This window comes from Saccharothrix sp. BKS2 (genome assembly GCF_047689505.1).
GTDB lineage: Bacteria > Actinomycetota > Actinomycetes > Mycobacteriales > Pseudonocardiaceae > Actinosynnema > Actinosynnema lopnurensis.
In genome coordinates, this window is the sequence record NZ_JAUQOL010000018.1 from 42,240 (window position 1) to 62,733 (window position 20,494).

Consider the following 20,494-nt stretch of genomic DNA (forward strand, 5'->3'; position numbering starts at 1 on the left):
GATGAGTTCCGGTTCGTCAACGGTCGCCGCGCACGAAGCGCGCACGAAGAAGGCCCCCGGGGTGTCCCGGGGGCCTGTCGGGGGGTCGGTGCGGCTACCGCCCGGCGGGCGAGACGTTCAGCAGCCGGCCGGCCAGCCCGCGCGACCGCGTCGACAGCGCGCCCGCCACCGACGACAGCACCCGCCCCGCCGCCGAGTCCGGGTGCGCCAGCACGATCGGCGTGCCCGCGTCGCCCTGCTCCCGCAGCCGCGGGTCCAGCGGCACCTGGCCCAGCAGCGGCACCTCCGCGCCCACCGCCCGGGTCAGCGAGTCGGCCACCGCCTGCCCGCCGCCCGAGCCGAACACGTCCATCCGGGTGCCGTCGGGCAGCTCCAGCCACGACATGTTCTCGACCACGCCCGCCACCCGCTGCCGGGTCTGCAACGCGATGGACCCGGCCCGCTCGGCCACCTCCGCCGCCGCCTGCTGGGGCGTGGTCACGACCAGGATCTCCGCGTTGGGCACCAGCTGCGCCACCGAGATCGCCACGTCGCCGGTACCCGGCGGCAGGTCCATCAGCAGCACGTCCAGGTCGCCCCAGAACACGTCGGCCAGGAACTGCTGGAGCGCCCGGTGCAGCATCGGGCCGCGCCACACCACCGGGGTGTTGCCGGGGGTGAACATGCCGATCGAGATCAGCTTCACGCCGTGCGCCTGCGGCGGCATGATCATCTTCTCGACCTGGGTCGGCCGGTCGGCGGTGCCGAGCATCCTCGGGATCGAGTGGCCGTAGATGTCGGCGTCCACGACGCCCACCGACAGGCCCCGCGCGGCCATCGCCACGGCCAGGTTCACCGTCACCGACGACTTGCCCACGCCGCCCTTGCCCGAGGCCACGCAGTACACCCTGGTCAGCGACCCGGGCTGGGCGAACGGGATCACCGGCTCCTCGACGCCGCCGCGCAGCGACCTGCGCAGCTCGGTGCGCTGCGCGTCGTTCATCACGTCCAGCTCCACCCGCACCCCGGTCACGCCGGCCAGCGCGGACACCGCCGCCGTCACGTCGGCGGTGATCTTGTCGCGCAGCGGGCAGCCGGACACGGTCAGGAAGATCGCCACGTCCACGACGCCGTCGGCGCCGACCACGACGTCCTTCACCATGCCCAGCTCGGTGATCGGACGCCGGATCTCCGGGTCCTGGACCCCGGCCAACGCCTGCTGCACGTCGTCAACGGTAGGAAGAGTCACTGCGCGCGCCTTTGCCGGAGGTGGTGGGACCGCCATGCTACGGCGGCCGTGCACCACCAAAGCTACCGGCTGGTCACCCCGGCCCCGGGGGCAGCGCGAAGCCGGTTGCGTGCTTTCCGTAACATTGGTGTTCGTGCCGGAAACCGGAAGTGCCCGGTTGCCCACCCGAACCGAGCTGGGGGTGTGGCGATCGTTCCTCCGGGCCCATGCTCGGCTCACTCGGGTCCTGGAAGCCGAACTGATCGCCGAGCAACGCCTGTCGCTCGCGGCCTACGACGTCCTCGTCCAACTGGCCGAGACCCCGCAGCACCGCCTGCGGATGACCGAGCTGGCCGAGGCGGTGCTGCTGTCCCGCTCCGGCGTGACCAGGCTGGTCGACCGCCTGGAGCGCGCGAACCTGGTGCTGCGGGAACGCGCCGACGGCGACGGCCGCGGCGTGGTCGCGGTGCTCACCCCGCAGGGCCTGGAGCGGTTGCGGATCGCCTCGGGCACCCACCTCGCGGGCGTGGTGCGCCACTTCGCCGAGGAGTTCGGCGCGGCCGAGCTGGAGGCGTTCGGCCGCACCTGCGACCGCCTCGCCGGCGAGCCCTGACGGGTCAGGACGGCACGTCGTCCCGGACCTGCCTGCGGCGCTCCCGGAACACCCGCTCCAGCTCGCCGCGCAGGTAGTCGCGGGTCACCACCTCGCCGACGGCCAGCCGCAGCGCGGCCAGCTCCCGCGCCAGGTACTCGGTGTCGGCCTTGGTCTGCGCCGCCCGCGCCCGGTCCTCCTCCAGGGCCACCCGGTCCCGGTCGTCCTGCCGGTTCTGGGCCAGCAGGATCAGCGGCGCGGCGTAGGCGGCCTGCGTGGAGAACGCCAGGTTGAGCAGGATGAACGGGTACGGGTCCCAGCGCAGCGACACCGCCGCCAGGTTCAGCGAGATCCACAGCACCACCATCAGCGTCTGCCAGAACAGGAACGTCCCGGTGCCCAGGAACCGGGCCAGCCGCTCGGCCACTCGCCCGAACGCCTCCCGGTCGAGCGACACCCGCAGGCGGCCCGGCGTGCGCGGCTGGTCCAGCCGCCTGCGCGGCTGCGGCTCAGGCATGGGTCAACCCCGTTTCCCGCCAGTTGTCCGGCAGCAGGTGGTCCAGCACGTCGTCCACGGTCACCGCGCCCAGCAGGTGGTCGGTCTCGTCCACCACCGGCCCGCACACCAGGTTGTAGGTGGCGAAGTACCGGGTCACGTCGCCCAGCGACGCCGCGGGCGACAGGGTCGTCAGGTCGGTGTCCAGCACGCCCGCCACCAGGTCGGACGGCGGCTCCCGCAGCAGCCGCTGGATGTGCACGCAGCCCAGGTAGCGGCCGGTCGGCGTGGCCGTCGGCGGCCGGCAGACGAACACCATGCTGGCCAGCGCGGGCGTCAGGTCCGGGTTGCGCACGTGCGCCAGCGCCTCGGCCACCGTCGCGTCCGGCGCGAGCACCACCGGCTCCGGCGTCATCAGGCCGCCCGCGGTGTCGTAGCTGTACTCCAGCAGCCGCCGCACCGGGGCCGACTCGGCGGGCTCCATCAGCTCCAGCAGCCGGTCCTTCTCCCGCTCGGGCAGCTCGGCCAGCAGGTCCGCCGCGTCGTCGGGGTTCATCGCCTCCAGCACGTCCGCGGCGCGCTCGTCGTCCAGGTGCGCGAGCAGGTCCTTCTGGTCCTCCTCGGCCATCTCCTCGATGACGTCGGCCAGCCGCTCGTCGTCCAGCGCCTCGGCCACCTCGTAGCGGCGCTTGGCCGGCAGCGAGTGCAGCGCCAGCGCCACGTCGGCCGCGCGCATCGCCTCGAACACCGCCACCAGGTGCGCGGCGCCCTGCGGCTGGCCGGCCAGCTCGGTCACCGACAGCCCGGTCAGCTCCTCCCAGCGCAGCACCTGCACCGGGCCGCGCCGGGCCAGCCGGCCCGTCCGCTCGCGCACCGCCACCCGCGTCATCCGCCAGTCGCGGGTGCGGGAGGGCTCCATGGCCGCGTCGACCAGCACCGCGGCCGCGCCCGAGGCGAGCGCCACCCGGGCGTCGAGCAGCTCGCCGACCACCAGCACCTCGTTGGTGCGCTGGTGGAACTGGCGCAGGTTGACCGAGCCGGTGGCGAGCGTCACCGCGTTCGGCTCGATCGAGGTCACCCGCAGCATCGGCACGAAGATCCGCCGCCGGGTCGCCAGCTCCAGCAGCAGGCCCAGCACGCGCGGCGGCTGGCGGTCTACGCGCAGGCCGACGACCAGGTCGCGGACCTTGCCGATGGACTCCCCGTCGGGGCCGAACACGGGCAGACCGGCGAGCTGGGCGGCGAAGACGCGGTTCACGGCGACCACGGTGGTCAGGCTAGTCGGCACGCGGGCGCGGCGCCGCGTTCGACCGGGCGTTCACCGCGCGTTCGGCCGGGCGTTCCACCGGGAGTCCACCCGGGCGTTCCACTGTGGACCTACGCGAGGGCGCGGGCGATGTGCTCGGAGCAGATGGCCGGGTCGTCCCGGTGGAACTCGGCGCTCCACAGCCAGTTGTCCACCGCCCGGTAGAAGGTCCACGCGCGGGCCCGCTCGTCGTCCAGCTCGCCCAGGTCGCACAGCGCGGCGAACCGCTCCCGCACGTCGTCCTCGCCGAACCTGTTCCACAGCAACGGGATCACGCCGAACTCGCGGTCGCCGGCCAGCGGCTTGGGGTCGATCATCAGCCACGGCTCGCGCTCGCCGCGCAGCACGTTCTGGAAGTGCAGGTCCTCGTTGACCAGGGTGTCGCCGGCCGTGGCGGCCAGCTCCCGGCCCAGCTCGGTGGCCCGCGCCGCGAACGCCGCCGGCACCGGTCCGCCCAGCGCGGCGTTCTCCGCGACCAGGTCGGAGGGGGAGTGGCGGCGGAACTCCGGGCCGGCCGGCAGGCGCAGCCGGCGCAGCAGGCCGCCGGTGACGGCCAGCGCGTCCGCCAGCGGCTCGCGCTCCAGGTCCCGGGTGTGGTCGAGGCGCTCCAGCAGCAGGGCGCCGCGCTCGTCGTCGTGGTCGAGCAGCCGCACCACCCCGTCGCCGTCCCACGCCCGCAGCGCCAGCGGCTCCTGCCGGGTCTCCTCGTCCAGCCAGGTCAGCTTGAGCGCGGCGGGTTCGCCGTCGGCGCGGCGGACCGGCAGCACGACCCCGACGAAGCCGTTGAGCAGGCCGCCGTCCGGGGTCAGCGCCCAGCGGTCGCAGAACTCCGCGGCCAGGTCGGGCAGCGTTCCCCGCCACGCCAGGGCCCCCTCGCCGAGGGTGGTGGCGAAGTCGTCCGGGACGGTGATCACGCGAGCTCCAGGCGGTAGACCGCGGCCCACGCGGGTCGGGCGTTGAGGCGGGCGGCGCGCAGGGCGGCGGCGGTGTCGTCGTCCGGGACGACCAGGCGGGCGGTGGCGGCCACCTCCACCAGGTGCGAGCGGGTGCTCGGCGAGCGGACGGTGACCGCGCAGGCCACGCCGTCGGCCAGGCCCGGCACGGTCTGCTCGGCGCCGCCGACGGCCACCAGCACCGCGCCGTCGCGCCACAGCGCCCACACCAGCCGCGGCGCGTGGCCGTCGGGGCGGACCCACACCGCGGCCGCCTTGCGCAGCGCGTTGTCCAGCACCTGTGCGATCTCCACCGGTTCAGCCTGCCACGGACCTGTGAATCGGGACTCACGGAATAGCGGGCGCACCGCGTGCGTGCCACCCTTCGCCGGGACAGGAGTTACCGGCCGGTACGAGGAGGTACCCCACCGTGGTCGACCAGCAGCGCCCCCGTCGTTCGTGCCTGGCCGTGCCCGGGTCGAGCCAGAAGATGATCGACAAGGCCCGCACGCTGCCCGCTGACCAGGTGTTCCTCGACCTGGAGGACGCGTGCGCGCCGCTGGCCAAGCCGGGCGCGCGCAAGACCATCGTCGCCTCGCTCAACGAGGGCGGCTGGGGTTCGCGCGCGCGGGTCGTCCGGGTCAACGACTGGACCACCGAGTGGACCTACCGCGACGTGACCGAGGTCGTCGAGGGCGCCGGCGCGAACCTCGACTGCGTCATGCTGCCGAAGGTGCAGACGCCGGAGCAGGTGCACGCGCTGGACCTGCTGCTGACGCAGATCGAGAAGACCATGGGCTACGAGGTCGGCCGCATCGGCATCGAGGCGCAGATCGAGAACGCGCTGGGCCTGGTCAACGTCAACGCGATCGCCACCGCCTCGCCGCGGGTGGAGACGATCATCTTCGGACCGGCCGACTTCATGGCGTCGATCAACATGAAGTCCCTGGTCGTCGGCGAGCAGCCGCCCGGCTACGACGTGGGCGACGCCTACCACCACATCCTGATGTCGATCCTGATGGCCGCGCGGGCGCACGACAAGCAGGCCATCGACGGCCCGTACCTCCAGATCCGCGACGTCGACGGCTTCCGGCGCGTGGCGGGCCGCTCGGCGGCGCTGGGCTTCGACGGCAAGTGGGTGCTGCACCCCGGCCAGATCGACGCGGCCAACGAGGTGTTCAGCCCTCGGCAGGAGGACTACGACCACGCCGAGAACATCCTCGACGCCTACGGGCACTACACCTCGGAGGCGGGCGGGAAGCGCGGGGCCGTGATGCTCGGGGACGAGATGATCGACGAGGCGTCGCGGAAGATGGCGCTGGTGATCTCGTCGAAGGGGCGCGCGGCGGGCATGTCGCGCACGGACGTGTGGACGCCGCCGGAGGGCTGACGCGGCGTGCCGGCGGGGTCACGGTCCGGTGACCCCGCCGGTGAGCATCCCCACAGATCCCGCCCCCGATTGGCGATCAAGCCCCGGGCCGTGGGCATGGTGGTGGGCGTGTCACGACATCGAGCCCGGCCCAGGCGGTTGTTCCGGCGCCGACCCGCCGACGACCTGCTGGAGCGCAGCTTCCGGACCTGCCCGCGGTGCTCCCGGGACGTCCACGTGTTCTTCGACGAGTGCCGCCACTGCGGCGGGGCGCTGGAGATCGGCGCCTAGCGCGGCTGCGGCAGCTCGTTCACCAGCAGCACCGACATCACGATCAGCAGGGCGAACGCCAGCACGCCGAGCGCGGTCAGCACGATGCCGATGACCATGCTCGCGGTGGCCATGCCCCACCCCTCCTCGCCGGTCCGCCGGATCTGCTTGCGCGCGACGACGCCGAGCGGGATGGACGCGGGGGCGAACAGGAACAGGCAGATCAGCGCGGCGATCGCCATCCCGTTGGTGCCGCGCGGCTGGAGGTGCTGCCCGTACCCGGGGTGCTGCCCGTAGCCCGCCTGCCCGTACCCCGCCTGCCCGTGGTCGGGCTGCGGGTACCCCGGCTGCTGATACCCCACCTGCTCGTAACCCGGCTGCTCGTAACCCGGGTACCCGGGGTACGGCTGCTGACCCGGCTGCTGCTGCTCGGGGTGCTGGTAGGGCGGCGGCTGGGACATTCGAACCCCCTGGTGGGACGGCGAGGCACAGGTTAACCGCTGTTTCGGTTCAGCGGGTGGCGCGGAGCACTTCCGGGGCGCGCCCGACCGCCCACCCGGCCATACTCGCCGGTAACCCACGGGAGCGACGAAGGGAACCGCGATGGCGCGCCTGGCCCGGACCGCAGGACTGACCGACGTCCAGGAGGAGATCCTGTCGACGGTCCGCACCTTCGTGGACAAGGAGATCATCCCGCACGCCCAGGCGCTGGAGCACGACGACACCTACCCCGCCGACATCGTCGAGGGCATGAAGGAGATGGGCCTGTTCGGGCTCACCATCCCCGAGGAGTTCGGCGGGCTCGGCGAGTCGCTGCTCACCTACGCCCTGGTGGTCGAGCAGATCGCGCGCGGCTGGATGTCGGTCTCCGGGGTGATCAACACGCACTTCATCGTCGCGCACATGCTCAAGCAGCACGGCACGCCCGAGCAGAAGCGGTCCTACCTGCCGCGGATGGCGACCGGCGAGGTGCGCGGCTCGTTCTCGATGTCCGAACCGGAGCTGGGCTCCGACGTGGCCGCGATCCGCACGAGGGCCGTCCGCGACGGTGACGACCTCGTCGTCGACGGCCAGAAGATGTGGCTGACCAACGGCGGCACGTCCAACCTGACCGCCGTGCTGGTGCGCACCGACGAGGGCTCGGACAAGCCGCACCGGAACCTGACCGCGATCCTGGTGGACAAGCCCGAGGGCTACGGCGAGGTCGCGCCGGGCCTGACCATCCCCGGCAAGATCGACAAGATGGGCTACAAGGGCGTCGACACGACCGAGATGGTCTTCGCCGGCTTCCGCGTCCCGGTCGGACAGGTGCTGGGCGGCGAGACCGGCCACGGGTTCGGGCACATGATGGACGGTGTCGAGGTGGGCCGGGTCAACGTGGCGGCGCGGGCGTGCGGCATCGCGCTGCGGTCCTTCGAGCTGGCCATCGAGTACGCGCAGCAGCGCCGGACCTTCGGCAAGCCCATCGCCGAGCACCAGGCCATCGCGTTCAAGCTGGCCGAGATGGCGACCAAGGTGGAGGCCGCCCACCTGATGATGGTCAACGCGGCGCGCCTGAAGGACTCGGGCGCGCGCAACGACGTCGAGGCGGGCATGGCCAAGCTCATCGCCTCGGAGTACTGCGCCGAGGTGACGCAGGAGGCGTTCCGCATCCACGGCGGCTACGGCTACTCCAAGGAGTACGAGATCGAGCGCCTGATGCGCGAGGCGCCCTTCCTGCTGATCGGCGAGGGCACCAGCGAGATCCAGAAGACCATCATCAGCCGGGGCCTCCTGCGCGACTACCGCTCCCGCGCCTGACCGCGAGTCGAACGCTCAGGACCACCGTGTCGAACGTTCAGGACCACCGTGTCGAACGTTCAGGACTACCGTGTCGAACACCCAGAACGGGTGAGTTCCACATTCGGGTCACCCGGGCGACCCGCCCCTCGGGACGCGAACGTGGAACTCGGGGGTCCCGGGTGTTCGACACGGTGGACATGAGTGTTCGACTCGCGCGGCCTGAGCGTTCGACACGGTGGGCCCGGGTGTTCGACTCGCGCGGCTTCGACGGTCCGAAGTGATCTTCGGGGCGGGTGGGAGGGGCGGGCGTGTGCCCCCGAGGGGTACGACCGCATCACGTTCGCGTCAGTTTCCGGCTCACCCGTTTCGCGCCCTTCACCCGGTGTTGGCAGGATGGGGTGATCAGCACCGCGAAGAGGTGGTCCCCGTGACGAGTTCCTTCTCCGGCCAGAACCGACCCGGTATGCCCCCGCGCCTGCCCACCCCGCCCACGGGGTGGCCCATCGGGTCCTACAGCACCTACGAGGAGGCGCAGCGCGCGGTCGACTTCCTGGCCGACGACGACTTCCCCGTGCAGGAGGTCACGATCGTGGGCGTCGACCTGATGCTCGTCGAACGGGTGACCGGCCGCCTGACGTGGGGCCGGGTGCTGGGCACCGGCGCGGCGTCGGGCGCCTGGTTCGGCCTGTTCGTCGGCGTCCTGCTGAGCCTGTTCAACACCACCCCCGGCGCGAGCCTCGGCCCGATCGTCGCGGGCCTGGTGGTCGGCATCGGCTTCGGCCTGATCTTCGCCGCCGTCGGCTACGGCTCCGCCAGGGGCAAGCGCGACTTCCAGAGCGCGAGCCAGCTGGTCGCGGGCCGCTACGACGTGCTCTGCCAACCCCGCTCCGCCGAGCGCGGCCGCGACCTGCTCGCGCGCCTCGCCCTGCGCCCGTCCGACCCGGGCAAGGACTGAGCCCGGGGCGATCCCGGTGTGCCGCCGGAGGCCCCCGGGCAGGGGCCGTTCGGACTCCGGTGGTTGCGGCACCTGATCACCGGGCCTAGGTTCGTCCCACCGGTCAGGCCCCCCGGCCGACCGGTCGGGGGCACGACGAGGTGCCGGGCACTGCGGTCTGGCTCCTCCGTTGTCGGGAAGGAGGCAGGGCCGATGAGGGGCACGCGGAAACGTCATCGGTTGGCCGCCGCCGGATCCGCCGCGCTGGTCGCGACGTCCGTGCTGGCGGGGTGTGGTTCGGGTGACGGCGGGATCACCATCAACGTCTACAAGTACCCGCAGGAGAACTTCCAGAAGATCGTCGACAACTGCAACGCGGCGGCCGACGGCTACGAGATCGTGTACCACAAGCTGCCGCGCGAGGCCGACGGCCAGCGCGAGCAGATGGCCCGTCGGCTCGCCGCCGGGGACACCGGCATGGACGTCCTGAGCCTGGACGTCACGTGGACGGCCGAGCTGGCCGAGGCGGGCTGGATCCGGGAGTTCACCGGGCAGCCCAAGGCCGAGGTCGAGGGCGGCACGCTGGAGACCCCGCTGGAGACGGCGCGCTACGAGGACAAGCTGTACGGGGCGCCGGACAACACCAACGTCCAGCTCCTGTGGTACCGGGGCGACCTGGTGCAGACGCCGCCGGAGACCTGGGACGAGATGATCGACCAGGGCACCGAGCTGATCCGGCAGGGCAAGCCCGGCCTGGTCGAGGCGACCGGCAAGCAGTACGAGGGCCTGGTCGTCCTCTACAACACCCTGGTCAACTCCGCCGGCGGGCGCATCGTGGACGAGACCGGCACCAAGGTCGTCATGGACGACGGCGCGGTCAAGGCGCTGGAGGTGCTCAAGACCTTCGCCACCTCCCCGGTCGTGGACCCGTCGTTCTCCAACGCCGCCGAGGACCAGGCGCGCCTGGCGATGGAGGGCGGCAAGGCCGCGTTCATGCTGAACTGGCCCTACGTCTACGCCGCCGCGCAGGCCAACCCGGAGTTCGCCAAGAACCTCAGGTGGGCGCCGTTCCCGGCGGTCGAGGGCGGCGAGTCCAAGGTGACCGTCGGCGGGCTCAACTACGCGGTCAGCACGTTCTCGCAGCACCCGGACGAGTCCTTCGACGCGGTGCTGTGCCTGCGCAACGCCGAGAACCAGAAGTTCGCGGCCATCAACGACGGCGTGCCGCCCACCATCGAGTCGGTCTACGAGGACCCGGAGATGGCCGAGCCCTACCCGATGAAGGAGGCCATCCTGGAGACGCTCAAGAGCGCGGGCGCGCGGCCCATCACCCCGGCGTACCAGAACGTCTCCACGGTGATCTCCACGATCCTCTCGCCGCCCGCGAGCATCGACCCCCGGGCCACCGCGGACCGCCTGCGCGGCGAGCTCCAGGACGCGCTCGACTCCAAGGGGGTGCTGCCGTGAGCAACGCCGTCCAGGCCGAACCCGGCCACGACGACAAGACGGCCGCGCTGTCGCCGAAGGCGCGGGCCGCGCTGAGCGAGGGCAAGAAGGCCGAGCGCAAGCTGGGCCTGCTGCTGTGCGCGCCGGCGATCCTGGTCATGGCCGCGGTCGCGGGCTGGCCGATCGTCTACTCCGTCTGGCTCTCGCTCCAGCGCTACGACCTGAAGTTCCCCGACCGCACCGAGTTCATCGGCCTGGAGAACTACGCCACGGTGCTGTCGAACCCCTACTGGTGGAACGCCATGTGGATCACCGTGGTGATCACCGTGGTGTCCGTCGCGGTCGAGCTGGTGCTGGGCATGGCGCTCGCGCTGATCATGCACCGCACGCTCGTCGGCCGCGGCATCGTGCGCACCGCCTCGCTCATCCCGTACGGCATCGTCACGGTGGTGGCCGCGTTCTCCTGGCGCTACGCCTGGACACCGGGCACCGGCTACCTGGCCGAGCTGGCGGGCGGCGACCCCGTGCTCACCGAGAAGGTCCCGGCCATCATGGTGGTGACCCTGGCCGAGATCTGGAAGACCACGCCGTTCATGGCCCTGCTGCTCATGGCGGGCCTGGCGCTGGTGCCCGACGACCTGCTCAAGGCCGCCGCGATGGACGGCGCGAGCGCGTGGCAGCGGTTCACCAAGGTCATCGTGCCGGTGATGAAGCCCGCCATCCTGGTGGCGCTGCTGTTCCGCACGCTCGACGCGTTCCGCATCTTCGACAACCTGTTCGTGCTCACCGCGGGCTCGCAGGGCACCTCCTCGGTGTCGATGCTGACCTACAACAACCTGATCAAGGGCTTGAACCTGGGCATCGGCTCCACCATGTCGGTGCTCATCTTCATCGCGGTGGCGATCATCGCGTTCGTCTTCGTGAAGCTGTTCGGCACCGCTGCCCCCGGCAGCGACAGCGGGGGGAGGCGCTGATGGCGGGCATCGGCGGAGCCGAGACGACGGCGCGCAAGGCGCGCTGGACGGTCCTCAACGTGCTGGTGGTGGCGTACGCGCTCATCCCGGTGCTGTGGATCGCGTCGCTGTCGTTCAAGACCAAGGAGACCCTGGGCGACGGCAACTTCATCCCGCGCGAGTGGACGCTGGAGAACTACAGCTCGATCTTCTCCACCACGGAGTTCGTCCGGGCGCTGGTGAACTCCATCGGCATCGCGCTGATCGCCACGGCGATCGCGGTGGTGTTCGGCACGATGGCCGCCTACGCGATCGCGCGCCTGGACTTCCCGGGCAAGCGGGTGCTGGTGGGCGTGTCGCTGCTGGTGGCGATGTTCCCGCAGATCTCGCTGGTCTCGCCGCTGTTCGAGATCGAGCGGTCGCTGGGCCTGTTCGACACCTGGCCCGGCCTGATCCTGCCCTACATCACCTTCGCGCTGCCGCTGGCGATCTACACGCTGTCGGCGTTCTTCCGGGAGATCCCGTGGGAGCTGGAGAAGGCGGCGAAGATGGACGGCGCGACGCCGGGCCAGGCGTTCCGGCGGGTCATCGCCCCGCTGGCCGCGCCCGGCGTGTTCACCACGGCCATCCTGGTGTTCATCTTCTGCTGGAACGACTTCCTGTTCGCGATCTCGCTGACCTCCACGGAGGCGTCGCGCACGGTGCCGGTGGCGCTGTCGTTCTTCACCGGCAGCTCGCAGTTCGAGGACCCGACCGGGTCGATCGCCGCCGCGGCGGTGGTGATCACCATCCCGATCATCCTGTTCGTGTTGTTCTTCCAGCGTCGGATCGTCGCCGGGTTGACCTCCGGCGCCGTCAAGGGGTGAGCCAATGGCCGAGATCGTCCTGGACAAGGTGACCAAGCAGTACCCCGACGGCGCGGTGGCCGTGCGGGACGTGGACCTGGAGATCGCCGACGGCGAGTTCGTCATCCTGGTGGGCCCGTCGGGCTGCGGGAAGTCCACGACCCTCAACATGATCGCGGGCCTGGAGGACATCACCTCCGGCGAGCTGCGCATCGGCGGCGAGCGGGTCAACGAGCGGGCGCCCAAGGACCGCGACATCGCGATGGTGTTCCAGTCCTACGCGCTGTACCCGCACATGACGGTGAAGGAGAACATGGCCTTCCCGCTGCGGCTGGCGAAGGTCGACGACGCCACCGTGGAGAAGAAGGTCAAGGAGGCGGCGGAGGTCCTCGACCTCACCGACCACCTGGACCGCAAGCCGTCGAACCTCTCCGGCGGCCAGCGGCAGCGGGTGGCCATGGGGCGCGCGATCGTGCGCAGCCCCAAGGCGTTCCTGATGGACGAGCCGCTGTCCAACCTGGACGCCAAGCTGCGCGTGCAGATGCGCACCTCGGTGTCGCGGCTCCAGCGGCAGCTGGGCACCACCACGGTGTACGTCACCCACGACCAGACCGAGGCGATGACCCTCGGCGACCGCGTCGTGGTGATGCGCGGCGGCCTGGTGCAGCAGGTGGGGGCGCCGCAGTTCCTCTACGAGCAGCCGGCCAACCTGTTCGTGGCGGGGTTCATCGGCTCGCCCGCGATGAACTTCGTGCCGGCGTCGCTGGAGCACGGCACGCTCCGGTCGGCGCTGGGCGACGTGCCGCTCACCGACCGGGTGCGCACGCTGCTGGAGGACCGGGACGCGCCCCGCGAGGTGATCATGGGCCTGCGGCCCGAGCACTTCGAGGACGCCCGGTTGGTGGAGGACCACGTTCGCTCGTCCGGGGCGGTCTTCACCAGCGGTGTCGACGTGGTGGAGTCGATGGGCTCGGACAAGTTCGCCTACTTCAACCTGACGGGTGACCAGGCGACGTCGGACGAGCTGGCGGAGCTGGCCGCCGACGCGGGCACGGCCGACGTGCCCGGCGGTGGCGTGTCGATGGTGGCCCGGTTGTCCGCCGCCTCCTCGGTCACGGTGGGTGAGCAGGCCGAGATCTGGTTCGACGCCGACAAGGTGCAGCTCTTCGACCCGAACAACGGCAAGAACCTCACCTACGCGGGCTGAACGCGCATTCCCGGCAGGGGCCGCCCCGATCGGGGCGGCCCTTTTCCGTGGGCGTCACGCGCAGTTACTGATCGGTCGGGACCATCGGCCGGGACGAACTCCATGGGCCATTCAGCGCATCAAAAGCGCATCTCGCCGCTTCGGGGGCGCTGTTCCCGCCGGCCCTCCCCAACGCTGGTCGAAGGCGGGGACGACCTCGGCCGAATGGTGTCGGGGCAGGGGAGTCCGTCGAGCAGGGAGAAGAGCGCGAGATGGGGATTCTTGACGGCAAAGCAGTGGTGATCACCGGAGCGGGACGTGGCCTCGGCGAGGCGTACGCGATGCACGCGGCGCAGGCAGGCGCGTCGGTCGTGGTCAACGACGTGGACGCGGACCTGGCGGAGGAGGTCGCGGCGCGGATCCGGCAGCACGGCGCGCGGGCCGCGGCGAGCGGCCACGACGTGTCCGACCCGGACGAGGCCGAGAAGATCGTGGGGTTGTGCCAGGCCGAGTTCGGGCGCGTGGACGGACTGGTGAACAACGCGGGGCTGAACTACGAGACCTCGCCGTGGGAGGACGACCCGGATTCGATCCGCCGGCTCGTCGAGGTGAATGTCCTCGGAGTCATATTCACCGGTATGGCCGCGATGCGGGCGATGCGCGAACAGGGTGGCGGCGCCATCGTCAACATTTCCTCCGGCGCGTTCTTCGGGCAGCGGAAACTGGCCGCCTACTCCGCGTCGAAGGGGGCGGTCGCCTCGCTGAGCCTGTCCTGGGCGCTGGACCTGGAGTCGGAGAACATCCGGGTCAACGCCGTGTGCCCGGTCGCCCACACCCGGATGGTGTGGAAGTCCGAGCGCTCCCTGCGCGCCATCCCGGCCGACCGCACCCCCGGCAAGGTCGCCCCGCTCGTGCTGTTCCTGCTCAGCGACGCGGCGGACGGCATCACCGGGCAGGTCGTCCGCTGCAACGGCCGCCAGCTCCACCTCGTCGGCCAGCCCCACTTCAAGCAGCCGATCTTCGAGAGCGACGCCTGGGACACGACCTCGGTGAAGCGCGCGTTCGACGACGTGCTCCAGGCCCACCTGGAGCCGTTCGGCCTGGAGAAGCGGATGCCGCCGCGCCTGCGGGAGCTGGTGGAGCCCGGCCGCACGGCCTGATCCGCACGGCTTGACCCGCGGGGCCTCCGCGGCAGGGCTTGACCCGCAGGGCCCGACCCGCAGGGCCTGATCCACAGGCCCGACCTGCGGGCTCCGACCCCCCTGACGGGCGTCCCCGGTTCCGCGATCACCCCGATGGCTGATCGCGGAACCGCGGCGTTCCGCTGTCCCATGGGTGACGTGGGCACGAGGGAACCCAGGGTCACGGACTGGCGGCTGGTGGTCGGGTCGCGGCTGGACCGCGTCCGCGCCGACCTCGCCGCCCTCGGCCCGCCCGACCCGCTCGACCAGGAGGGGCAGCGGTGGCGCGAGGTGGCCGAGCGGGAGGCCGCCGTCGTCGACGACATGATCACCCGCGAGGAGTCGCGCCGGCAGTCGGTGGCCTCGTGGTGGTCCGGCTGGCACATCGAGCGCGCCTGGCGCTCCCTGCACGAGGCCGAGATCGCGGCCGTGGCCGCGGGCCGCGGGTTCCTCGGCCGCCTGCCCGGCCTCAAGGCCCGCGTCTCGGAGAACCTCCCCGAGGAGGACCCCCGCCGCCGCGCCCTGGAGGAGCTGCGGCCCGGCGAGTTCACCCTGGCCGTGGAGCGGGAGATCGTGGTCGACGCGCTGCGGGCCGCGTTCGACGCCTCCGACTTCGCCCACGCCGGGTCGCGGGCGCTGCGCAACAAGCTGATCGCCGCGTCCGTGGTGCTGTTCGCGGTCAACACCCTGCTCGGCGTGCTGGGCATCGTCGACCCCGGCATGATCCCGATGTGCGTCAGCTCGGAGAAGCTGCCCACGGTGTGCCCGTCGGGCCGGGGCGAGGCGGCCTCGGACGTGTGGCTGATCCAGGTGCTCGGCGCGTTCGGGGCGGTGCTGTCCGCGGTGGTGCTGCTGCTGCGCCGCCGGCCCAGCCTCTCGCCCTACGTGATGGTCGGCTACCAGGCCCTGATCAAGGTGCTGCTGGGCGCCGCGCTGGCCGTGGTCGGCATCCTGGCGCTCGGCGCGGGCGTGACCACCGGCCTGATCGGCGTGGCCTCCCAGGCGGCGCTGCTGGTGTGGGCGGTCCTGCTCGGCTACGGCCAGCAGATCGCCACCCGCCTGCTCGACAGCTACACCGACCGGGTGATGGACCAGGCGCGCCCGCTGCCCAGGGCGGACAGCCGGGGCTAGCGACCCGGCGCCTTCCCCACCCCCGTCCCGCCGCCTCACCGCTCCGACCGGAGCGCCGCGATCACCTCCGGGTCCCAGCGGTGCGTGCGGATCAGCCGGTACCGCTCGGCCGCGACCCACAGGTACGCCTCGGTCTCGGTGCGGTCGCCCACCAGGTCCGCCTGCCGGAGCAGCTCCACCACCGGCGCGTACTCCTCCTCGAACCAGCGCTCGGCGACGCGGGCCCGGTCCAGGAACGCGCCCTCGTCCTGCATCAGCCGGAACCCCCACGCCTCCACGTGCTCGCCCAGCACCGCGTAGTCCCACGGGTCCGACAGCACCACGGCCACCCGCGCCCGGCCGCCCAGCGGCACCCGCTCCAGGAACAGCCGCCGGTAGTCCTTGACGATCAGGTCGCCCCGGTGCCGGATGCCGTGCGCGGCCACCCGCGTCACCACCTCGGTCACGTGGGCGTCGATCACCTCCAGCCCCAGCGCGTGGGCGACCGACACCCGGTGGTGCCCGTCCCGCACGAAGTGCAGGTCACCCACCCGGTAGACCTCGATCGGGGGAACCGGCTCGCCGCGCCGCTGCGCCAGCGCCAGCCGCTGCCACCGCTCCCGCACCCGCGCCGAGGTGGGCCGGAACCGGCGGTCGAAGTCGCGGGTCCGGTCCACGCTGCCCACGATCGAGTCCAGGCGGACGGTGCGCAGCCCCAGCCGCTTCTCGCCCACCTGCCCCAGCGCCGCCACGACCTCGTGGAACGGCAGCATGATGTTGACGTCGTCCGGTTCCCGCCGCAGCCGCGCGGCCAGCCGCGACAGCACCTGCGCGCGGCGGGCGCGCAGGAAGTCGTTCTCCGCGTCGGCCCGCGGGAACCCGGTGTCACGGGGCACGGCCCGCCTCCCCTCCGCCGAGGTCGAGGTCCAGCACCCGGTACCCGACCACGTTCACCACCCGCGTCCCGCCCAGCTCCCGGTCGGACCGGGGCGTGCCGTGCGGGTGGACGTGCCCGTGCAGCAGCAGCGGCGGCCGCAGCACCCGCACCCCCTCGTGCAGGCACGCGAAACCGCGGTGCGGCGGGTCGTCCTCGTCACCGCAGCCCAGGGGAGGGGAGTGGGTCAGCAGCACGTCCACGCCGCGCCCGTCGCGCAGCCGCCGCCACCGGGCCAGCCGCAGCACCCGCCGCAGCCGCCGCGCCTGCTGCCGCTCGGTCCACTGGTTCGGCCCGTCCCGGTACCGGATCGAGCCGCCGAGCCCGGCGATCCGCAGCCCGGCCACGTCCACCACCCGCCCGTCGGCGTTCACCCCGCCCGCCGGGCCGGGCCACCGCGCGGGCAGGCCCGCCCTGGTCCACAGCCCGCGCACGTTCGTGTAGCCGCCCAGGTCGACGTCGTGGTTGCCCGGCACGAACACGCACGGCCGGTCGAGCGCGCCCGACAGGAACTCCAGGTAGTCGAACGGCAGGTCGCCGGCCGCGACGACCAGGTCCACGCCCAGCTCCCGCACCCGGTCGGTCCACAGCCGCTCGACCACCTCGTCCGCCACCGCGAGCACCTTCGGCACCAGTCGAGCCTAGGCGCAACGGCGCCGGGTGACACCTCGTCGGTAAAAGGGTGAAAAGGGACGCGCTCCCCCTGCCGCACAAGGGAAACCGGGCTAGCGTGACAGGGGTGCTCGCCGAGCTGTTCCTCGACGCCGCCCGCGGCTGCGCCGGCCGCAGCCCCCTGACCCTGGCCCTGCTGACCGCGGCCGCCGAGGACCTGGCGCGCGGCGGGGTGGTCGCGCGCGTCATGGCGGGCGCCGAGTGCGACCGGCAGGGCACCGTCCCGGGCCTGCGGTTCGCGGGCGCGCTGCACCGGCTGGTGCTGGAGGGCCGGGCCCCGGCGCTGGCCGCGCACTACCCGACCGCGGGCGGCGAGCCCGACCTGGCCACGCTGTGGGACGACGCGCTGCCCGTGCTGCACGAGCACGCCGACGAGCTGCGCGCCCTCGTCTCCACGACGGCCGTGCAGACCAACGAGCCGGGCCGCAGCGCGCCCCTGTTCGGCGGCCTCCAGACCGCCGCCCACCTGGCCGCCGACGCGGCGGGCCGCCGGGCCTGCTTCCCGGTCCGGCTGCTGGAGGTCGGCGCGTCCGGCGGGCTGAACCTGCGGCCGCACCGCATCGCCTACCGGGTCGACGGGGTCCGGCTGGGTGACCCGGGCAGCCCGTTCACCCTCGACCCGTGCTGGACGGGCCGCCCGCCCGTGGACGTGACGCAGAACCTGCGCCTGGTGCGGCGGGCCGGCTGCGACCCCGACCCGGTGGACGTGACCACCGAGGACGGCCGGCTGCACCTCCAGTCGTTCGTGTGGGCCGACCAGGTGGCGCGCTTCGAGCGGCTGCGGGCCGCGCTGGACCTGGCCCAGCTCGACCCGGTGCCGGTGCGGCGCGCCTCCGGCCCGGAGTGGCTGGCCGAGCAGCTGGCCCGCCCGGAGCGGGACGTGCTGACCGTCGTGTGGCACTCGGTGGTGTGGCAGTACACCTCGCCCGCCGACCGGGCGATGGGCCGCTCGGTGCTGGCCGAGGCGGCGGCGCGGGCCACGCCACCGGCGCCGCTGGCGCTGCTGGTCTACGAGCCCGGCCGCACCCACGGGCCGGACCCGTACCGGTTCCGGCTGCTGCTCAAGCTGTGGCCGGCGGGCGTGTCGCTGCGGCTGGGCTGGGGCGCGGGGCACGGCATCCCCTTCACCTGGGACACCCAGCCCTGGGACTAGGCGCGCCCGGGAGGTCCACCCCGGGGCCGCGCGGGTCCTCCCGCGCCCCCGGCCGTCAGCCGCCGGTGGCGATGAGCACGGTCACCGTGGTGAGCCAGCCCAGCAGGAAGGTGAGCACCCAGAAGCGGAGGTTGGTGAGCATCCTGGTCATGGCGGGGGTTCCTGTCGCGGAGGAGGGGTGGGGGGTCACAGCCACTCGTTGCGACGGAATATTCGGTACAGCGTCAGGCAGACCACCAGGATCACCGCGATCACCATGGGGTAGCCGTACTTCCACTGGAGCTCGGGCATGTGCTCGAAGTTCATGCCGTACACGCCGACCACCATGGTCGGCACGGAGATGATCGCCACCCACGAGGCGAGCTTGCGCATGTCCAGGTTCTGCTGGAGCGTGATCTTCGCCAGCACGGCGTTGACCAGCGTGGTCAGCAGCTCGTCGAAGTTCGACACGCGCTCGGACACCTGGGTGAGGTGGTCGTCGACGTCGCGGAAGTAGGAGCGCACCTGCTCGGGGATCAGCGGCGTGTAGCCCTCGGCGAGCCGGCGCAGCGGCACGGCCAGCGGCATCACCGCGCGGCGCAGCTCCAGCACCTCGCGCTTCATCAGGTAGATCTGGTCGGCGCTGACCCGGCTGCGCGGCTGGAAGACCAGCGCCTCCATCGAGTCGATGTCGTCCTCGATGTGGTCGGTCACGTCCAGGTAGTTGTCGACCACGTGGTCGGCGATCGAGTACAGCACCGCGGCCGGGCCGACCCGGAGCCGCTCGGGCTCGGCCTCCAGCTCGCGGCGCACCACGGCCAGGCCGGAGTGGTTGCCGTGCCGGACCGTCACCACGAAGTCGCGCCCCAGGAACACCATGATCTCGCCGCTCTCGACGATCTCGTTGGCCGCGTCGGGGGAGGCGTTCTGGATGTAGCGGACCGTCTTGAGCACCATGAACAGCGTGTCGTCGTAGCGCTCCAGCTTCGGCCGCTGGTGGGCGTGCACGGCGTCCTCGACGGCCAGCTCGTGCAGGCCGAAGGTGTCCGCGACGCCCTCTATCTGCTCGGCGGCCGGCTCGTGCAGGCCGATCCAGACGAAGCCCTCGCCGCGACCGCGCACCTCCTCCACCGCGGCGGCGTGCGTCCAGCGGCCGGGCAGGCGGGCGCCGTCGACGTACACGCCGCAGTCCACGACGTAGGAGGACAGGGGCACCGGGACGGGGACGGCCGGGCGGTCGCGGTCGGGCATGCGGCCTCTCAGGCCGCCGAGCGAGGGCAGGCTGGGCACGAGGAACCTCCGGGAAGCAGGCGTCGACATCGACGAACGACGACGGCACGTCCCCGACCGGTACCGCTGGGCCTAGCTGTGGGAAGCCGGCTCCCCGATGAGGACGCGCGAGGTACTCGCAGGATGGGGGTCGTTGCTCATCGCTGGTCCTCACCTCCTCGGGTCGGCGGTCGCGGCGGTGGAGTCGCTCACAGACCGGTTGCCGAGGGTACTCCCCCGGTGCTCACACTGTCGTCCCGGTCGGATGTGGTGCTCGACCACCCCACCCGGCCCACCACGACGGCCAACGGAGGCGGTAGTGCAGTTCGGGCGTTACTACGAGGAGTTCGAGGTCGGCGCGGTCTACAAGCACTGGCCGGGCAAGACGGTCACGGAGTACGACGACCACCTGTTCTGCCTGCTGACCATGAACCACCACCCGCTGCACCTGGACGCGCACTACGCGGCGGAGACCACCGACTTCGGCCGGAACGTCGTCGTGGGCAACTACGTCTACTCGCTGCTGCTGGGCATGTCGGTGCCGGACGTCTCGGGCAAGGCCATCGCCAACCTGGAGGTCGAGTCGCTCAAGCACGTCAAGCCGACCTTCCACGGCGACACCATCTACGGTGAGACCGAGGTGCTGGACAAGACCCCGTCGAAGTCGAAGGACGACCGGGGCGTGGTGCACGTCGAGACGCGCGGGTACAAGCAGGACGGCACGGTCGTCTGCGTGTTCCGCCGCAAGGTGATGGTGCCGAAGCGCTCCTACGGCGAGGCGCGCGGCGGCGAGCAGCCGGGCCGGCCGGAACCCGCGGCGGGCTGAGCGGGCTGAGCGGGCAGGGCCGGGCTGGACGTGCCGGGCGGGTAGGCGTCGG

The 20,494-nt window shown here is 72.2% G+C and carries 22 protein-coding genes; 13 read left to right on the forward strand and 9 right to left on the reverse strand.

The features are described from left to right. Positions 1 to 94 precede the first annotated feature (94 nt). On the reverse strand, positions 95 to 1,264 hold the full coding sequence (locus tag Q5530_RS31970; protein WP_415366628.1) for an Mrp/NBP35 family ATP-binding protein: 1,170 nt from the start codon (positions 1,262 to 1,264) through the stop codon (positions 95 to 97). 121 nt (positions 1,265 to 1,385) lie between these two features. Here Q5530_RS31970 and Q5530_RS31975 point away from each other — a divergent pair, with 121 nt between their 5' ends. Beyond that, on the forward strand, positions 1,386 to 1,820 hold the full coding sequence (locus Q5530_RS31975) for a MarR family winged helix-turn-helix transcriptional regulator (RefSeq protein ID WP_380638435.1): 435 nt from the start codon (positions 1,386 to 1,388) through the stop codon (positions 1,818 to 1,820). Positions 1,821 to 1,824: 4 nt separating this feature from the next. Here Q5530_RS31975 and Q5530_RS31980 read toward each other — a convergent pair whose 3' ends face one another. The 4 genes from Q5530_RS31980 to Q5530_RS31995 form a co-directional block, all read right to left on the reverse strand. Next, on the reverse strand, positions 1,825 to 2,316 hold the full coding sequence (locus Q5530_RS31980) for a DUF1003 domain-containing protein (protein ID WP_415366542.1): 492 nt from the start codon (positions 2,314 to 2,316) through the stop codon (positions 1,825 to 1,827). Next, positions 2,309 to 3,562: a magnesium transporter MgtE N-terminal domain-containing protein gene (locus Q5530_RS31985; RefSeq protein WP_415366543.1), complete on the reverse strand. Its 1,254-nt coding sequence runs from the start codon at positions 3,560 to 3,562 to the stop codon at positions 2,309 to 2,311. The genes Q5530_RS31980 and Q5530_RS31985 overlap by 8 nt, the downstream gene beginning before the upstream one ends. 110 nt (positions 3,563 to 3,672) lie before the next feature. Next, on the reverse strand, positions 3,673 to 4,515 hold the full coding sequence (locus Q5530_RS31990) for an aminoglycoside phosphotransferase family protein (RefSeq protein WP_415366544.1): 843 nt from the start codon (positions 4,513 to 4,515) through the stop codon (positions 3,673 to 3,675). After that, positions 4,512 to 4,847 (reverse strand): hypothetical protein, encoded by a 336-nt coding sequence (locus tag Q5530_RS31995; protein ID WP_415366545.1) that lies wholly within the window; start codon positions 4,845 to 4,847, stop codon positions 4,512 to 4,514. Before Q5530_RS31995 ends, Q5530_RS31990 begins: the two co-directional genes overlap by 4 nt. 116 nt (positions 4,848 to 4,963) lie before the next feature. Between Q5530_RS31995 and Q5530_RS32000 the strand changes: the two genes are divergently transcribed. Together Q5530_RS32000 and Q5530_RS32005 are read left to right on the forward strand one after the other, a co-directional pair. After that, positions 4,964 to 5,923 carry an HpcH/HpaI aldolase/citrate lyase family protein gene (locus Q5530_RS32000; RefSeq protein ID WP_415366546.1) on the forward strand — a complete coding sequence of 320 codons (960 nt, stop codon included), beginning with the start codon at positions 4,964 to 4,966 and terminating at the stop codon, positions 5,921 to 5,923. Positions 5,924 to 6,031: 108 nt separating this feature from the next. Further along, on the forward strand, positions 6,032 to 6,193 hold the full coding sequence (locus tag Q5530_RS32005) for a hypothetical protein (protein WP_415366547.1): 162 nt from the start codon (positions 6,032 to 6,034) through the stop codon (positions 6,191 to 6,193). On the opposite strand, the gene Q5530_RS32010 is transcribed toward Q5530_RS32005, so the two are convergent. Beyond that, positions 6,190 to 6,633, reverse strand: a complete 444-nt coding sequence (locus Q5530_RS32010) for a DUF4190 domain-containing protein (protein ID WP_415366548.1) — start codon at positions 6,631 to 6,633, stop codon at positions 6,190 to 6,192. The genes Q5530_RS32005 and Q5530_RS32010 overlap by 4 nt on opposite strands. A gap of 142 nt (positions 6,634 to 6,775) precedes the next feature. On the opposite strand from Q5530_RS32010, the gene Q5530_RS32015 reads away from it, so the two are divergent. The 8 genes from Q5530_RS32015 to Q5530_RS32050 all read left to right on the forward strand — a co-directional run bounded on the left by Q5530_RS32015 (position 6,776) and on the right by Q5530_RS32050 (position 15,630). Continuing rightward, positions 6,776 to 7,972 (forward strand): acyl-CoA dehydrogenase family protein, encoded by a 1,197-nt coding sequence (locus Q5530_RS32015; RefSeq protein ID WP_415366549.1) that lies wholly within the window; start codon positions 6,776 to 6,778, stop codon positions 7,970 to 7,972. A gap of 445 nt (positions 7,973 to 8,417) precedes the next feature. Next, positions 8,418 to 8,909: a general stress protein gene (locus Q5530_RS32020; RefSeq protein ID WP_380638489.1), complete on the forward strand. Its 492-nt coding sequence runs from the start codon at positions 8,418 to 8,420 to the stop codon at positions 8,907 to 8,909. A gap of 192 nt (positions 8,910 to 9,101) precedes the next feature. After that, a complete protein-coding gene (locus Q5530_RS32025) occupies positions 9,102 to 10,355 on the forward strand; it encodes an ABC transporter substrate-binding protein (RefSeq protein WP_415366550.1) in 1,254 nt (417 codons plus the stop codon). 47 nt (positions 10,356 to 10,402) lie between these two features. Continuing rightward, positions 10,403 to 11,308: a carbohydrate ABC transporter permease gene (locus Q5530_RS32030; RefSeq protein WP_415366629.1), complete on the forward strand. Its 906-nt coding sequence runs from the start codon at positions 10,403 to 10,405 to the stop codon at positions 11,306 to 11,308. Beyond that, entirely contained in the window at positions 11,308 to 12,153 is an 846-nt protein-coding gene (locus Q5530_RS32035) for a carbohydrate ABC transporter permease (RefSeq protein ID WP_380638447.1), read from the forward strand. The genes Q5530_RS32030 and Q5530_RS32035 overlap by 1 nt, the downstream gene beginning before the upstream one ends. Before the next feature lie 4 nt (positions 12,154 to 12,157). Further along, on the forward strand, positions 12,158 to 13,339 hold the full coding sequence (locus tag Q5530_RS32040; protein WP_415366551.1) for an ABC transporter ATP-binding protein: 1,182 nt from the start codon (positions 12,158 to 12,160) through the stop codon (positions 13,337 to 13,339). Between the two features lie 251 nt (positions 13,340 to 13,590). Next, positions 13,591 to 14,478, forward strand: a complete 888-nt coding sequence (locus tag Q5530_RS32045; protein ID WP_380638449.1) for an SDR family NAD(P)-dependent oxidoreductase — start codon at positions 13,591 to 13,593, stop codon at positions 14,476 to 14,478. Positions 14,479 to 14,658: 180 nt separating this feature from the next. Beyond that, positions 14,659 to 15,630, forward strand: coding sequence for a hypothetical protein (locus tag Q5530_RS32050; RefSeq protein ID WP_415366552.1), 972 nt, complete (start codon positions 14,659 to 14,661; stop codon positions 15,628 to 15,630). A 35-nt stretch (positions 15,631 to 15,665) separates the two neighbouring features. Here Q5530_RS32050 and Q5530_RS32055 read toward each other — a convergent pair whose 3' ends face one another. Beyond that, the gene (locus tag Q5530_RS32055) at positions 15,666 to 16,505 is read right to left on the reverse strand and encodes a chromosome partitioning protein ParB (RefSeq protein ID WP_415366553.1); all 840 of its coding nucleotides are present in this window, start codon (positions 16,503 to 16,505) and stop codon (positions 15,666 to 15,668) included. Further along, positions 16,495 to 17,175, reverse strand: coding sequence for a metallophosphoesterase family protein (locus Q5530_RS32060; protein WP_415366554.1), 681 nt, complete (start codon positions 17,173 to 17,175; stop codon positions 16,495 to 16,497). The genes Q5530_RS32055 and Q5530_RS32060 overlap by 11 nt, the downstream gene beginning before the upstream one ends. A 98-nt stretch (positions 17,176 to 17,273) precedes the next feature. Between Q5530_RS32060 and Q5530_RS32065 the strand changes: the two genes are divergently transcribed. Further along, the gene (locus Q5530_RS32065) at positions 17,274 to 18,368 is read left to right on the forward strand and encodes a DUF2332 domain-containing protein (RefSeq protein ID WP_415366555.1); all 1,095 of its coding nucleotides are present in this window, start codon (positions 17,274 to 17,276) and stop codon (positions 18,366 to 18,368) included. Positions 18,369 to 18,554: 186 nt separating this feature from the next. On the opposite strand, the gene corA is transcribed toward Q5530_RS32065, so the two are convergent. Further along, a complete protein-coding gene (corA, locus tag Q5530_RS32070; protein ID WP_415366556.1) occupies positions 18,555 to 19,637 on the reverse strand; it encodes a magnesium/cobalt transporter CorA in 1,083 nt (360 codons plus the stop codon). 298 nt (positions 19,638 to 19,935) lie between these two features. On the opposite strand from corA, the gene Q5530_RS32075 reads away from it, so the two are divergent. After that, a complete protein-coding gene (locus Q5530_RS32075; RefSeq protein ID WP_380638455.1) occupies positions 19,936 to 20,442 on the forward strand; it encodes a MaoC family dehydratase in 507 nt (168 codons plus the stop codon). Positions 20,443 to 20,494 lie beyond the last annotated feature (52 nt).